The 14571-nt window shown below is 65.6% G+C and carries 16 protein-coding genes and 1 tRNA gene; 5 read left to right on the top strand and 12 right to left on the bottom strand.

Annotation, left to right across the window (positions count from 1 at the left end):
* The first annotated feature begins 25 nt into the window (after positions 1-25).
* Positions 26-724 (top strand): class I SAM-dependent methyltransferase, encoded by a 699-nt coding sequence (locus BMY22_RS08910; RefSeq protein WP_090621298.1) that lies wholly within the window; start codon positions 26-28, stop codon positions 722-724.
* Positions 721-1419, top strand: a complete 699-nt coding sequence (locus tag BMY22_RS08915; RefSeq protein WP_090621299.1) for a lipopolysaccharide kinase InaA family protein — start codon at positions 721-723, stop codon at positions 1417-1419. Before BMY22_RS08910 ends, BMY22_RS08915 begins: the two co-directional genes overlap by 4 nt.
* Before the next feature lie 65 nt (positions 1420-1484).
* Here the strand turns inward: BMY22_RS08915 and BMY22_RS08920 are convergent, their stop codons facing one another.
* The 10 genes from BMY22_RS08920 to BMY22_RS08965 all read right to left on the bottom strand — a co-directional run bounded on the left by BMY22_RS08920 (position 1485) and on the right by BMY22_RS08965 (position 10559).
* On the bottom strand, positions 1485-1931 hold the full coding sequence (locus BMY22_RS08920; protein WP_090621300.1) for an Hsp20 family protein: 447 nt from the start codon (positions 1929-1931) through the stop codon (positions 1485-1487).
* 87 nt (positions 1932-2018) lie between these two features.
* The gene (locus BMY22_RS08925) at positions 2019-3008 is read right to left on the bottom strand and encodes a tRNA dihydrouridine synthase (protein ID WP_090621302.1); all 990 of its coding nucleotides are present in this window, start codon (positions 3006-3008) and stop codon (positions 2019-2021) included.
* Positions 3009-3068: 60 nt separating this feature from the next.
* Entirely contained in the window at positions 3069-3503 is a 435-nt protein-coding gene (locus tag BMY22_RS08930; RefSeq protein WP_167363716.1) for an acyl-CoA thioesterase, read from the bottom strand.
* Positions 3500-4150, bottom strand: coding sequence for a bifunctional 4-hydroxy-2-oxoglutarate aldolase/2-dehydro-3-deoxy-phosphogluconate aldolase (locus BMY22_RS08935; RefSeq protein WP_090621304.1), 651 nt, complete (start codon positions 4148-4150; stop codon positions 3500-3502). The genes BMY22_RS08930 and BMY22_RS08935 overlap by 4 nt, the downstream gene beginning before the upstream one ends.
* A gap of 21 nt (positions 4151-4171) precedes the next feature.
* Positions 4172-4486, bottom strand: coding sequence for an Hpt domain-containing protein (locus BMY22_RS08940; protein ID WP_208599255.1), 315 nt, complete (start codon positions 4484-4486; stop codon positions 4172-4174).
* Positions 4487-4525: 39 nt separating this feature from the next.
* Positions 4526-6253: an ATP-binding SpoIIE family protein phosphatase gene (locus BMY22_RS08945; RefSeq protein ID WP_090621308.1), complete on the bottom strand. Its 1728-nt coding sequence runs from the start codon at positions 6251-6253 to the stop codon at positions 4526-4528.
* Positions 6254-6263: 10 nt separating this feature from the next.
* A complete protein-coding gene (locus BMY22_RS08950) occupies positions 6264-6569 on the bottom strand; it encodes an STAS domain-containing protein (RefSeq protein ID WP_012701966.1) in 306 nt (101 codons plus the stop codon).
* Between the two features lie 39 nt (positions 6570-6608).
* On the bottom strand, positions 6609-8114 hold the full coding sequence (locus BMY22_RS08955; RefSeq protein ID WP_090621310.1) for a sigma-54-dependent transcriptional regulator: 1506 nt from the start codon (positions 8112-8114) through the stop codon (positions 6609-6611).
* Positions 8115-8412: 298 nt separating this feature from the next.
* A complete protein-coding gene (locus BMY22_RS08960) occupies positions 8413-9027 on the bottom strand; it encodes a TIGR04282 family arsenosugar biosynthesis glycosyltransferase (protein ID WP_090621312.1) in 615 nt (204 codons plus the stop codon).
* Positions 9028-9218: 191 nt separating this feature from the next.
* Positions 9219-10559 carry a glutamine synthetase family protein gene (locus tag BMY22_RS08965; RefSeq protein WP_090621314.1) on the bottom strand — a complete coding sequence of 447 codons (1341 nt, stop codon included), beginning with the start codon at positions 10557-10559 and terminating at the stop codon, positions 9219-9221.
* A 163-nt stretch (positions 10560-10722) separates the two neighbouring features.
* Between BMY22_RS08965 and BMY22_RS08970 the strand changes: the two genes are divergently transcribed.
* Positions 10723-11160 carry a YqaA family protein gene (locus tag BMY22_RS08970; protein WP_090621315.1) on the top strand — a complete coding sequence of 146 codons (438 nt, stop codon included), beginning with the start codon at positions 10723-10725 and terminating at the stop codon, positions 11158-11160.
* Between the two features lie 76 nt (positions 11161-11236).
* Here BMY22_RS08970 and BMY22_RS08975 read toward each other — a convergent pair.
* A tRNA-Arg gene (locus BMY22_RS08975) sits at positions 11237-11311 on the bottom strand.
* Positions 11312-11697: 386 nt separating this feature from the next.
* Between BMY22_RS08975 and BMY22_RS08980 the strand changes: the two genes are divergently transcribed.
* Positions 11698-12036: an Arc family DNA-binding protein gene (locus BMY22_RS08980; RefSeq protein ID WP_090621317.1), complete on the top strand. Its 339-nt coding sequence runs from the start codon at positions 11698-11700 to the stop codon at positions 12034-12036.
* Positions 12037-12294: 258 nt separating this feature from the next.
* Here BMY22_RS08980 and mgtE read toward each other — a convergent pair whose 3' ends face one another.
* Positions 12295-13737, bottom strand: coding sequence for a magnesium transporter (gene mgtE, locus BMY22_RS08985; RefSeq protein WP_090621319.1), 1443 nt, complete (start codon positions 13735-13737; stop codon positions 12295-12297).
* 308 nt (positions 13738-14045) lie between these two features.
* On the opposite strand from mgtE, the gene BMY22_RS08990 reads away from it, so the two are divergent.
* Complete coding sequence (locus tag BMY22_RS08990; protein ID WP_090621322.1) at positions 14046-14552, top strand: DUF4124 domain-containing protein; 507 nt, start codon at positions 14046-14048, stop codon at positions 14550-14552.
* Positions 14553-14571: the final 19 nt, after the last annotated feature.

The raw sequence follows: 14571 nt of genomic DNA on the forward strand, positions 1-14571 counted from the left end.
TCCCCAGCCCAACGAACCCCTTGCCATGTCGTCGAGAAAGCACACCTGCGGACTGGAACTATCGCACCAACTCGGCCAAACCCCTGCCGTGCAATTGCTGGTCAGGCGTTGCGACCGCCTGATCCGCCGACTGTCCCACTGGCGCGACGGACAACTGGCCCGGCGGGCGCTGCAACAGGCCGGCGAACCCAACCTGGTCCTGGACCTGCCCTGCGGCGCCGGCCGCTTCTGGCCGCTGCTGACCGAGCAGCCCAACCGGGTGGTCCTCGCCGCCGACAGCTCGGCGGAGATCCTCTCGCTGGTCAAGGCCAGCCACACCGACGAGGTGCTGGCGCGGGTGCGGACTTTCCAGACCTCCCCCTTCGCCATCGACCTGCCCGACAACGCGGTCGACAGCATCTTTTCCATGCGCCTGCTGCACCACGTCGCCGACCGCGAAGGCCGTCTGGCCATCCTCCGCGAGTTCCAGCGGGTCAGCCGCGACAGCCTGATCGTCTCCCTGTGGGTGGACGGCAACTTCAAGGCCTGGCGGCGCCGCCATCTGGCCCGCCAGCGCGCCGAGCAGGAAGGCCGGGAAGAGCGGCGCAAGCGCTTCGTCGTCGATCGGGCGACCATCGAGGCCGAATTCGGCGAGGCCGGCTTCGACATCGTCGGCCACCACGACGCCCTGCCCGGCTATGCCATGCGGCGTATCTACGTGCTGTACAAGAGGACCTCCGCTTGAACGAATCGATCACCTTGCAGTCGCCGGAACTCTTCACCGGAACCTTCCAGTGCTGGTGGAATCGCCAGGGGGAATGGGTCGAGGAGCCCAACGTCCGCCGGGCCGGGGAAAGCGGCGTGCAGCGCCTCAGCGCGACCAGCACACCGCTCTACAGCAAGCGCCAGACCGGGCACCTCTACCGCTCGCTGCGCCATCCTCTCGGCCGACCGACCGTGCTGCGCGAGCAGGATGCCCTCGACGCCCTCGAGTGCCTCGGCGTGCGAGTACCGAAGATCGTCTTCTGCTCGGCGCGGAAAGTCGCCGGACAGTGGCAGGCCCTGCTGGTGACCGAATCACTGGAAGGTTTCGTCAGCCTGGACGAGTGGTATCGCAGCGATGCGCCCCAGCGCTGGGGCGAGGCGGTCCAGCGGCAGATGCTCGAAGAACTGGCCCAGACCCTCAGCCGCCTGCACCGGGGCCGCTGGCAGCACGGCTGCTGCTATCCCAAGCACATCTTCGTCAAGGCCGAGGAAGTCGCCGGCCGTCCCACGGTGGAGATCGCCCTGATCGACCTGGAGAAGAGCCGCCAGCGCCTGCGCGTCGCCAGCGCCTCGCGCCGCGACCTGGACCAGTTGCGCCGCCACTGCCCGGAGATGTCGCCGGCAGAGTGGACCCTCTTCAAGAGCGCCTACGACAAGGCCCTGGCCGCCCAGTAAGGCCATTTGCGAAAACAAGCAGGGGCGCCAACGGCGCCCCTTTCCAATTCCAGCCGGCGTAGCGGTCAGCTTTCCAGCACCGGCCGCCCGCCACTGATCGGAATGCGCTTGGGCTTGGCCTCCTCCGGCACGATGCGCACCAGCTCGATGCTCAGCAGGCCGTTGTGCAGTTCGGCGCCCTTGACCTCGACATGGTCGACCAGGCGGAACGACAGCTTGAAGGCGCGCTGGGCGATGCCCTGGTGCAGATAGGTGACGTCCCCGGCCTCGCTCTCGCGCTTGCCGCCACTGACGGTCAGCACGCCGCGCTCGACCAGCAGCTCCAGATCGGACTCCTGGAAGCCTGCCGCGGCGATCACGATGCGGTACTGGTCGTCGCCGTGCTTCTCGATGTTGTAGGGCGGATAGGAGCTGCCCGCCTCGTTGCGCAGGGCGGACTCGAACAGGTCGTTGAAGCGGTCGAAACCGATCGATTGACGGAACAGGGGGGCCATGGAAAGAGCAGTCATCATTCATCTCCCGATAATCAGCGAGTGTTGCGTGGCGGGACCCGACTTCGGCATCACACGCTCCTCCAGATGGAGCTCGCCGCGGGGATTTCAAGAGACCGAAAAGGCTTTTTCCGACAGCGCCGGCTCGCGGTCCAGGTCCACCCCGAGCAGGGCGTCCAGCCGCATGCAGTCGTTCTCCCGGCGCAGCTCGGCGAACAGCGCGGCCGCCTCCGGATAACTGCGGGTCAGCATGGCCAGCCACTGCTTGAGCCGGCCCGGGGCGTAGCGCGGCGCGATCCGCTGCCGGGCGCGCCGCCAGAACTCGCCCAGCAGCAGCTGCACCGCGCGCCACTCCAGCGGCTCGGGCGTACGGCCGGCCCGGGCCGCCCCGATCTGCCGAGCCAGGTCGGGGCGCGCGACCAGCCCGCGGCCCAGCATGATGTCCTCCACCCCGCTGACCTGCCGGCAGCGCTGCCAGTCCTCGACCGTCCAGATCTCGCCGTTGGCATAGACCGGCACACGCACCGCCTCCTGCACCCGCGCCACCCACTCCCAGTGGGCCGGCGGCCGATAGCCCTCGGCCCGGGTCCGCGCATGCACCACCAGTTGCGCCGCGCCGCCCTCGGCCAACGCCCGGGCGCACTCCAGGGCGCCGTCGGGACGGCTGTAGCCCAGGCGCATCTTGGCGGTCACCGGCACCGGCGCCGGCACGGCCCGGCGCACCGCGCGGACAATGGCGTGCAGCAGCTCCGGCTCGTCGAGCAGCACCGCGCCGCCCCGCGAGCGGTTCACCGTCTTCGCCGGACAGCCGAAGTTGAGGTCGATCACCGGTGCGCCCAGTTCGGCGGCCAGTGCCGCATTCTCCGCCAGACACGCGGGATCGGAGCCGAGCAGTTGCAGGCGCACCGGCGTACCGGCGCCGGTCCGCCAGCCACGGCGCATTTCCGGGGCCAGCTTCTCGAACTGGGCGGGCGGCAGCAGACGGTCGCTGACACGGACAAATTCGGTCACGCACCAGTCGATGCCACCAACACGGGTCAGCAGGTCGCGAAGGAGTTCGTCGACCAATCCCTCCATGGGGGCCAAGGCAATTTGCATGAGGGGGGATTCCGGCAAGATTCGGGCGGGAAACAAGAGGCAAGCGGCAAATGCGGGCGGCTAGAGGTCGACCAGGGCCCTGCCGTAACGCTCCACGAAGTCTTCCGGCATCCGCCGGGGCCGTCCGCTGGAGAGTTCGATGCAGGCGAAGGTGGTCTGCGCGTTCAGCAGGGTGACGCCATCGGCCGGGCGCAACAACTGGAAGCGGCGGGTCATCTTCAGTCCGCGGGGCGAGTCGACGATCCAGGTCCCCATCTGCAGGCGCTCGCCCAGACGGGCACTGGCCAGATAGTCGATCTCGTGGCGCAGCACCGCCATCGCCCGGTCCAGGCGCCGATACTCGTCCAGCCCCAAGCCCAGGCTCTGCGAGTGGCGCCAGGCGCAGTCCTCCAGCCAGCCGACATAGACCACGTTGTTGACGTGGCCGAGGCCGTCGATGTGCGCCGACAGCACCTCGATGTCGATGACGAAGGGCGCAGGCCGCTGCCAGCTCAAGAATGGGGCTCCAGACTGGCGGCCAGCTCGCAGGCCTCGCGGGCCAGTTGGGTGATCTGGTCCCAGGCGCGGGCGCGGACCAGACTGGAGGGCGCGATCCAAGTGCCGCCGACGCAGGCGACATTGGGCAGGCCGAGAAAACTCAGCAGGTTGTCCGGAGTCACCCCGCCGGTGGGACAGAAGCGGATGCCGCTGAAGGGCTCCTTGAAGCTCTTCAACATCTTCACGCTGGTGGTGCCGTTGGCCGGGAACAGCTTCAGCGAACGATAGCCGAACTCCAACGCTTGCAGGATCTCCGAGGGCGTCATCACCCCCGGCAGGTAAGGGAGCCGGCAGTCGTCCGCAGCCGCCGCCAGGCGCTGGGTGCAGCCGGGACTGACGACGAACTGCGCGCCGGCGTCGCGGGCCTCGAGAAACTGCTCGCTGTGGATCAGGGTGCCGGCGCCGACCAGCAGGTCCGGCAACGCCTGACGGATCGCCGCCAGCGCATCCAGGGCGCGCGGGGTACGTAGCGTCACTTCCAGCACCTGGATGCCGCCCGCGTGCAGGGCCCGCGCCAAGTCCACCGCCAGCGCGACGTCCTCGATCACCAGTACCGGGAGTACGGGGCGCGCACGCTGCAGCACCGCATCCATCGCCATGGGCATGTTTTCTCTCCAGCTGGGGCGTCACCGGTGACGCTGTCGTTCGGACTCGATCAGGGTACGGATGATGGCGAACTCCTGCTCCGCCTGCTCCAGCAGTGCGGGCAGCGGAGCCAGGTCGCCGGCGCGGGCCGACTCTTCGAGCTGCCGGCACAGCTCGGCCAGCAGCGTCGCCCCCAGGTTGCCGCAACTGCCCTTGAAGCTGTGGGCGGCCCGGCGCAGGGCCTCGGCATCCCGAACTTCATGAGCCTGGCGCAGGGCCTGCAGGCGATCTTCGGAGTCGCTCAGGAACGTATCCAGCAGGACCGGATATTCGTCCTCCATGACCTCCTGCAGCATCGCCAGAACACTAGGATCGAGATGCTCGGACACTCCACGTCACTCCTGAGCCAATTGGCAGTCCGGCGGATTATGCCGAGCAGGCCAGGAAAACTCCACGCACACGCTGCGCCCGTCCGGTGCCCAGCTGCAGCGGTCGGCGAGCTGGCGCACCAGCTTCAGGCCGCGCCCGCTCAGGTGCTCAGTGGAAGCGTGGCGTTCCAGCATCCGCTGCACATCAAAGCCCGGACCGCTGTCCTCGACGCGGATGCTCAGGCGTCCGCCCGCGCCCTCGGGGCGCAGGTCGAGATGAAAACGCACGTAGCCGTCGCAGAGGTTCGCCAGGCGCGCGCGGCGCTCCCGGTAGTATTCGGCGAAGCCCTGGGCATCGCGCTTGAGCGACGAGTCGAGGCCCATCACACCGTGCTCCAGCGCATTGGAGTAGAGCTCGGCGAGTACCGTGTAGAGCACGCTGCCGCGCAGGCGCAGCTCCTGTACCTCGAGCAGCAGTTGCAGCAGATAGGGCAGCGGGTTGAAGTGCTTGAGGGTTTCGGCGCGGAATTCGAAGCCGACCGACCAGTCCAGCGGAAAATCCTGTCCGGAGTCGGAGAAAATCAGCGGCGAATGCGGCAGCTGCCCCTGCTCCATCAGGCTGACCTCGATCAGGCTGACGTCGTCCTGCGCTTCGCCGCGGAAGGCGCTGAGCGCCTGCTGGATCTCGCCGAAGAGCAGATCCGGCTGGCAGTTGGCGGCGAACACCCCGAGCAGCCGCTCTTCGCCGAAGCACTCGCCGCCCAAGTTGCAGGTTTCCAGCACGCCGTCGGAAAGCAGGAAGATCCGGTCGCCGGTCTCCATGGGGTAGATCTCGTAGCGGTCGTCGAAACACGAGGAGTCGAGGATACCCAGCGGCAGATGGCGGGAGCGCAGGGGAATCCGCTCGCCGCTGCCGAGACGCCGGAGATAGCCGTCCGGCAGGCCGCCGTTCCAGACCTCCACCACCCGCCGCTGGAAGCTCAGGTTGAGCATGACGGCGCAGCAGAACACCCCCACCGGCAGGATGCGCTTGAGCTTGGCGTTCATCTCGCGAAGGATTTCCGCCAGCGAATAGCCCTTGGCGGTCATGCCGTAGAAGACTTCGGCCAGGGGCATGGCGCCGATCGCCGCCGGCAGGCCGTGTCCGGTGAAGTCGCCAAGCAGCACGTGCATGCCGCCGGAGGGCTTGAAGGCCGCCAGCATCAGATCGCCGTTGAACAGCGCATAGGGCGACTGCAGGTAGCGGATGTTCGGCGCATCGAGACAGCCGGAGTGGGCGACCTTGTCGAACACCGCCTTGGCCACCCGCTGCTCGTTGAGCAGGTGCTCGTTGTGCCGGGCGATCAGGTCGCGCTGCTCCAACACCGTGGCCTGCAGCCGGCGCAGACGGTCCATGGCCTTGATCTTGGCGTCAAGGATCACCCGGTTGTAGGGCTTGGCGAGGAAATCGTCGCCACCGGCATCCAGGCACTGGGCCAGGGCCTCGCTCTCGGTCAGCGAGGTGAGGAAGATGATCGGCACCAGCTCCTCGCCGGCCATCTGCTTGATCCGCCGGGCGGCCTCGAAGCCGTCCATCAACGGCATCAGGGCGTCCATCAGGACCATGTGCGGGCGCTCGCGGGCGAATATCATGATCGCCTCGAGCCCATTGCCGGCGGTCAGCACGCGATACCCCTGACGGCCGACGATGGTTGCCAGCAGCATCCGGTCCGCGGGACTGTCCTCGGCGATCAGGATGCACAGGGGCGACGGCATGGGACGGCCCCTAGGCGATGTGGAAGAGCTGTTCGAAATTGGAAATCGACAGGATCTTGCGCACGTCCGGGCTGCAGTGGATCAGGCGGATCTGCGCCCGCTCGCCGCCGGCATGGTCGCGCAGCAGCAGGAGCATGCCGAGCGCCGAGCTATCGAGGTAGGTCGCCCCCTGCAGGTCGACGACATAGCGTTTCGGGGTGACGTTCACCCGCTCGTAGGCATCCCGGAATTCCTGGTGGGCGCCGAAATCGAAGCGCCCCTGGATGAAAATGGTCAGTTCTTGTCCGTCTGCCGAAGGCTGCGAAGTGATAGCCATGCGGTGCTCCTCAGGTGTGTGTCGTCGCTGCAGTGAGATTTAACACTCGGCTCCCGGCGGGGCAACCGCCGATCGATTGTCGACGGCTACGAAAGCCCCCGGCTCCACCGCGTCGCCGCCGTCCTCGCGCCGGCTCATGCCGTACTTGCGCATCTTCTCTACCAGCGTCGTGCGGCGGATCCGCAGGCGCTCGGCGGCCCGCGCCACCACGCCGGCGGAGTCGTCCAGCGCCTGCTGGATGAGCGTCTGCTCGAGGGAGGCCAGATAATCCTTCAGGTCCAGCCCCTCCGGCGGCAGCAGGGCGAGGCTGGACGGATCCGACAGGCCGACCTCGAACACCCCGCCCTCGTCGCCCTGCTCGTCCTCGACTTCGATATGGCGGTATTTCTTCGGCAACTCCTGCACGCCGATGACTCCATAGGGGTGCATGATCGCCATGCGCTCCACCAGATTGGCCAGCTCGCGCAGATTACCCGGCCAGTCGTGACGACACAGCGACATGATCGCCGCCGAGTTGAAGCGGATCGATCCCAGCTTGTCGTGCTCCAGCCGGGCGATCAGTTCGTTCAGCAACAGCGGGAGATCCTCCACCCGCTCCCGCAGCGGCGGCATCTCGATGGGGAACACGCTGAGCAGGTAGTAAAGGTCCTCGCGGAAGCTGCCTTCCCCGACCATCGCCTCGAGGTCCTTGTGGCTTGCGGCGACGATACGCACATCGACGCTCTGCGTCTGCGTGCTGCCCAGGCGCTCGAAGACGCCCTCCTTCAGCACCCGCAGCAGCCGGGCCTGCATCGACAGCGGCAGGGCGTCGACTTCATCGAGGAACAGCACGCCCCCCTGAGCCAGCTCGAGGCGCCCGGCGTAATTGTAGAGGGCACCGCCGAAAGCCCCCTGCTCGTGCCCGCACAACTCGCTCTCCAGCAGTTCGACGGCGATGGCGCTGCAGTTGACCGGTACGAAGGGCGCATCGCGACGTCGGGAATGATAGTGCAGGTTGCGCGCCACCACCTCCTTGCCGGTTCCGGACTCGCCCTGCAGCAGCACGCAGGCATCGGTATCGGCCACTTGCTGCAGCAGCTGACGCACCTGCTGGATCGCCCGGCTGGTACCGACCAGGCTGCGGAACAGATTGGGCTCGCGCGACAGACCGCGCCCCTGACCGGGCATCGCGCGGTAGACCTGGGCCCGGTGCAGGGAATCGAGCAGCTTGTTATAGGAAGGCGGCATCTCCAGGCTGGCCAGCACCTGCCGCCGCACCTCTTTCGGCCAATCCGCCGGCGGATGCTGACCGAGCAGCAGCACCGGCAGGGTCTCGTCCCAACCGCGGAGCGCCTTGATCAGCTCGAGTCCCCCGCCCCGCGCCTCGACCGTCCCCAGCAGCACGCACAGCAACTCCCGACTGGAGGCCAGCGCTTCGACCCGCTCTCGCCACTGCGTACTGGCACAGGCCAGATGCTGCTCGTCGAGAAAATCGAGAATGACCGACAGGTCCCGACGCCGGTCGAGGTTATCGTCGATCAGAAGAATCTTTATGTCACGCCACATGTTGTCGGGTATCTGAACTGAAGAGGCCTCGGGAAGCGCCATCGGGGCGCGCAACCTGCACGGCCGCCCGCGGTCGGGACTTCAACCTATGGCATCAAATCGAGAGAAAGGCACATCCATGGGCACCCGCCGGCGAAACTCCGGCGGAGCGGACAGGCAGACGGCACTGGACGATCCCGGATATCTGAGGCGAGCGACTGGCACACCGGCCAATCCGCTTAGATATGCTTGAGTGAACGCCGGCATTCTACAAAGGATGCTCCCCGCTCGATAGCCGTGCCGGCGGGACGCAGGTGCGCTAATGCAGGCGAATGCCCAGCTCGGCCAGCCGCAGCAGATCCTCCGGTCCCTCCACCTCCCACAGCCGCGGCAACAGGCAGTGCTTCCAGCCCAGCTGACGCAGGCGCTCGCAGGTGATCGGCAGCACCTCCTCGCAGCCCCAGGGAACCGCCTCGAACAGCAGCGGATCGACCCGCCGCAGACCCAGCAGGGCATAATCGCCGTGCTCGGCCGGCCCGAGCACCGCATCCCCCTCGCGCAGGGCCGCGCAGGCAGCATTCAGGTAGTCGCCGTCCAGTGCCGGGCAATCGTTGCCGATCAGGATCACCGCATCGGTGGTACAGAGGCCGAGGGTGGCGATACGGCGCATCCGCTCGCCCAGGTCGCCCGCCGGTTGCTCGACGACGGCCCAGCCGCAGGCCTCCGCCATGGCGCCCAGAGCGTCGTCGGGGCCCTCGTCGAGCCAGAGGAAGCGCTCCTGGAAATCGCTCGCCGGCAGGTTCAGCGCACGCTCCACCAGCAGGCGCTGCAGGTCGCATGCACCGTCCTCGCCCAGACTCGGGATCAGGCGAGGCTTGACCTGACCGGGGGCCAGGGCGTGGACCAGCAAGTGCAAGGAAATCGACAGGCTCATGCCAGGGTTCTCCCTCGTGATGCGCCAGTCGGCCAGCGGGCTACCGCGCCCTGACCAGGCCAAGCGCAAATGCCACATCGGCCCTACAGTACGCCTGATTCCATGACCGTCACAGCACGGCGCCCGCCTGTACCGATCAAAGGTCCCCTGCCTCCACCGGGGCAGGCCACGAACGGAAGGATCCCGGGCGCTCAGGCCTGGCTTGCCAGAATGCGCCGCTCCCAGGGAGTGATCTCGTCGAGAAAGCTAGCCAGCTCCAAGCTCTTGCTGGCGACGTACCCCTCGATGAATTCGTCGCCGAACAACTCTCTCGCCAGTTGGCTGCGCTCGAGGCGAGCCAGCGCGACCGGCATGCCGCTCGGCAGGGTCAGGGCTTCCGGCACCTGGAACTCGCCCTGCAGCGGCGCGCTCGGCTCCACCTGTTGCAGCAGCCCGAACAGCCCGGCAGCCAGGCTGGCGGCGATGGCCAAGTAGGGATTGGCGTCGGCGCCCGGCAGACGGTTTTCGACCCGCCGCGCCGCCGGCGGACTAGCCGGAATGCGCAAGCCCGCCGCACGATTGTCGTGGGACCAACAGGCGTTGTTCGGCGATGCATAGGGATGGCACAGCCGCTGGTAGGAGTTGACGTGCGGGGCGAACAGCAGGGTGAAGTCGGCGAGTGCCCGCTGCTGGCCGCCGATGAAGTGGCGGAACGCCAGCGTCGGTTCGCCGTGCTCGTCACTGAACAGATTCCGCCCACTGCCCGACTCCACCAGGCTTTGATGGATATGCATGGAGCTGCCGGGAACCCCGGCTAGCGGCTTGGCCATGCACACCACCATCAGCCCGTGCCTGAGCGCCACCTCCCTGAGCAGGTACTTGAACAGGAAGGTCTGGTCGGCCAGCTGCAAGGCATCGCCATGCAGCAGGTTGATCTCGAACTGGCTGATGCCCATCTCGTGCATAAAGGTATCGCGCGGCAGGTCGAGCGCCGCCATGCAGCGGTAGACATCCTCGAAGAACGGCTGCAGGCCGTTGCTGGAGGAAATGCCGAAGGCCGAGAAACCGGATTCGCGCCGCCCATCGAGTCCGGTCGGCGGCTGAAACGGCTGCTGTGGATCGCCATGCGGGGCGAAGACGAAGAACTCCAGCTCGGTGGCCACCACCGGCTGCCAGCCCTGGCGGGCGTAGGCGGCCAGCACCCGCTTGAGCTGGGTGCGGGTGGACAGCGGCGAACCGCCCCCCTTGAGTTCCTCGGCATCGCAGATCGCCAGCGCCCGCGGCCGCTCGCACCAGGGCAGAAGATGGATCTGCCGCGGGTCGGCGACCAGCAGCAGGTCGCCGTCGTCGCCGCCGTAGAAGCGAGCCGGCGGATAGCCGCCCATGATGCATTGCAGTAGCACCCCACGCGCCAGTTGCAGACGCCGCCCTTCGAGAAAGCCCGCGGCGGTCATCACCTTGCCGCGGGGCACCCCGTTGAGATCGGGCGTGACGCACTCGACCTCCTCGATACCGGCCAGACGCTCGGCGAGAGGCAGCTGAGGCTTGATCATGACGGGGCCTCCCCTTCCACGGCAGTCAGTACACAGTACGCAGCCGATGCCCGGGAGTTCAAGCTGTCCAGGCTGCCCCGAAAGTCAAGCCATCCCCCCTCGCCCAGCAGCGATGCCGTACCCTTGGCACAAACCGCACGCGCCTATCGACGACGAACGCTCAATGATGGAACCCATGGTCTACACTGGACTCTTTCTGCTGGCTCTGGCCGCCGCGACGCTCTTGCCGGCGCAGTCGGAGGTCGCACTGGCCGGCCTTCTGCTGGATGGCTCCCATTCGACGGGGGGACTGCTCGCTGCGGCCACCGCTGGCAATACGCTGGGTTCGCTGGTGAACTGGCTGCTCGGCCGCTCCATCGAGCATTACCGGGAGCGGCGCTGGTTCCCAACCGATACCGAACAACTGGAACGCGCCCAACGCTGGTATCGCCGTCATGGCCGCTGGTCGCTGCTGCTCAGCTGGCTTCCGCTCGTCGGCGATCCACTGACCCTGGTGGCCGGCATCATGCGCGAACCGCTGCCGAGCTTTCTGCTCATCGTCGCTCTGGCCAAGGCTGGACGTTATCTGGCTGTCACGGCAGTCACGCTGGGATGGGGATAGAGATGCGCCACATGCATCCAGAAACAAAAACCCCCGCTCTAGGCAGGGATTCTGGGGGCGTTCCGAACCGTAGTGGTGGCGCCCCCTGCTGGAGTCGAACCAGCATCTAGCCCTTAGGAGGGGCTTGTTCTATCCATTGAACTAAGGGGACATATTTGAACTATCGTCGAACTTGGCGCATCCGCGGTTGCCTGCGAGCACACTCGCCAGCGCGTTGGCCAATCGCATGAGCTAACGGCGATGGAGCGGCATTTTAGCCATGAAAATACTTTTTGTCATGCGCACCGCATACGCATAGAAGCAGGGATCGCCACGGAACAACACACCATTCGCACAGTCGACTCTTGGGCTTGGTGCAGGATTGCCACACAAGGCATCGCGATGCCAATGAAACATGCAGACAGATCGGCTCATCTCGCTGCTTGCAATCGATTCAAGCATTGAGAAGAGTGAACCACTGCAGCAAGCGAGGGTCATACCGAAAACGCACTTGCAAGCTAATTGCCAGCATTCTATAACAACTCACCGGTCGATACTATGCAACCTATGAAACAGGCAATCTACTCCAGCCGTACCGCCGATAAATTCGTCGTTCGCCTGCCCGACGGCATGCGCGAACGCATCGCGGATGTGGCGCGCAACCACCACCGCAGCATGAATTCGGAGATCATTGCACGTCTGGAGCAGAGCCTGCTTCAGGAAGATGCCTTGGGCGAGGACCTGAGCCTGCGCCTGGACAGTCCCGAACTCTCCCTGCATGAGCGGGAGCTTCTGCAGCGCTTCCGGCAACTGACCCGACGCCAGCAGAATGCCTTGGTCGCCCTGATCGCGCAGGATAGCGAACTCGCGACTGAAGGCCTGACCAGCGAGCAGTAGTCGCATGATCGACATGCACTGTCTTCGATCAGATTTTTTCCTGAACCGTCAGAGGCTGGTGCAGAGAACAGGCCTATATCCATAGGCCTGTTCTGGGCAGGAGGATTTGCCCTCTTTGGCGCCGCGACGTTGCATCAAAGCGCCTCCTCAAGCTCATGCGACTCGGTGATCGACATGAGCCATATGCAAACCTCACCTCGGCCGCTCATCGCATTCTGAACCGCCCCGCCGACTCGCTCCTTCGGCATCGACGCCAACTTAAAGCAGGAACAGCGTGGCCAATCCCAGGAAGATGAAGAAGCCACCGCTATCCGTCATGGCAGTGATCATCACACTGGCCCCCATGGCTGGATCGCGCCCAAGCTTGGCCAACGTCATGGGAATCAGCACGCCCATCAGGGCAGCCAACAACAGGTTCAGAGTCATTGCCCCTGTCATCACCGCAGCCAGCGACCAGTTGCCGTAAAGGACACCCGCCACCACGCCGATCACCCCACCCCAAACCAGGCCATTGATCAGCGCCACCCCCAGCTCCTTGACCAACAGGCGGGCTGTCTTGCCCGTATTGATCTGGCCTAGAGCCATCGCCCGAACGATCATGGTGATGGTCTGGTTGCCGGAGTTGCCGCCGATGCCCGCGACGATCGGCATCAGCGCCGCCAGAGCCACCAGCTTCTCGATGGAATCCTCGAACAGACCGATCACCCGCGAGGCGACGAAGGCGGTCACCAGATTCACCGCAAGCCAGGCCCAGCGGTTGCCGACCGACTTCCACACCGAGGCGAAGATGTCCTCCTCCTCGCGCAAGCCGGCCATATTCAGTACTTCGCTTTCGCCCTCCTCGCGGATCAGGTCGACCATGGCGTCGATGGTCAGACGGCCGACCAGCTTGCCGTTCTTATCCACCACCGGCGCGGAAACCAGGTCGTAGCGCTCGAAGGCCTGGGCGGCATCATAGGCGTCCTCCTCCGGATGGAAACACACCGGATCAAGCGCCATGATCTCGGCAACCTGCCGCTCGGGATCGCTGACCAGCAGGCGCTTGATGGGCAGCACCCCCTTCAGCAGCCCGTCGTAATCGACCACGAACAGTTTGTCGGTGTGCCCCGGCAGCTCCTTCAAGCGCCGCAGATAGCGCAGCACCACTTCCAGACTGACATCTTCGCGGATGGTGACCATCTCGAAATCCATCAGCGCGCCAACCTGATCCTCATCGTAGGAGAGCGCCGAACGCACCCGCTCGCGCTGCTGGGCGTCGAGAGACTCCATCAGCTCGTGGATCACATCGCGCGGCAACTCGGGAGCCAGGTCCGCCAGCTCGTCAGCCCCCATCTCCTTGGCGGCGGCGATCAGCTCATGATCGTCCATGTTGGCGATCAGCGCTTCGCGAACCGCATCGGATACTTCGAGAAGGATGTCGCCGTCGCGCTCGGCCTTGACCAGTTGCCAGATGCTCAAGCGGTCAGCGAGCGGAAGGGCTTCGAGGATATAGGCGATGTCTGCCGGGTGCAGTTCGTCGAGCTTGCGCTGCAGCTCCACCAGATTCTGCCGATGCACCAGATCCTCGACCAGATCATGGTGCGCCCCCTCCTGACGGTGCGTCAGGTTCTCGACCAGCTTGTGCCGGTGCAGCAGGTCGACGACCTGGGCGAGACGTTCCTGCAGACTTTCCTGCTGCTTCTTGGCTTCAACTTCAGTCATGGCACGCTCCACCCCCAGCAGCGGAGCACGCCAAGGGTCTCAATCAGTCAATGCGCGATTGCACGAATCGGGTTCTGGAGTAACTACTGGGTAAGTCCATGGTGGATTTCCACAAGCCCCGGCGGGACTGACAGACGCAATAATAACACTGCCCGACGGCTTTGCACTCGTCGGAATACTGGCCAGAACAAGCGCTTGCAACGCGAAGCTCGGCTCGATATCACTGCACGACGCTTGCAAAGAGACCTGGAACACGCCGGCATGCACAGGCACGCGCTAGTCTGGCGCCCCAAGCCAAGGAGGCCCCCATGCATGGATTGCCGCGCGCCGCAGTGACGGCGCTACTGCTCTGCTCTTCACCCCTGCTTTTCGCTTCGTCCGTGTATCGCTGCGTAGCCTCCGACGGCCGCATTACCTTCACCCGTCACGGCTGCCCGACAGACCAACAGCAACAACTACAGAACGCCTTCAATGCCCGCCCTGGCAACGGCAGGCCCATCCCCATGGCAAACGACACCCCGGAGCGCACAGCCCGCACCACGGAACAGAGCAACCCGCAGGAACCGACCATCGTCGGCCAGCAGGATGATGGCTACGGCAATCGCATCACCGACCGGGAACGCCGCGAGGCGATAATCAAAAAGGAAGTGCGCCCAGGCATGACCCGCACGGACATAGACAGCGCCTTCGGCAAGCCGGACAAGATCTCCAGCCGCAACGGCCGGACCAGCTATCAGTACCGTGACAACGCAGGCAACACGCGACAGATCGACTTCGACGAGCACAACTGCGTCGGCATCAAGAGCGGAAAATAAAAAAGGGCCTGCATTGCTG

The organism is Azotobacter beijerinckii, from assembly GCF_900110885.1.
GTDB lineage: Bacteria > Pseudomonadota > Gammaproteobacteria > Pseudomonadales > Pseudomonadaceae > Azotobacter > Azotobacter beijerinckii.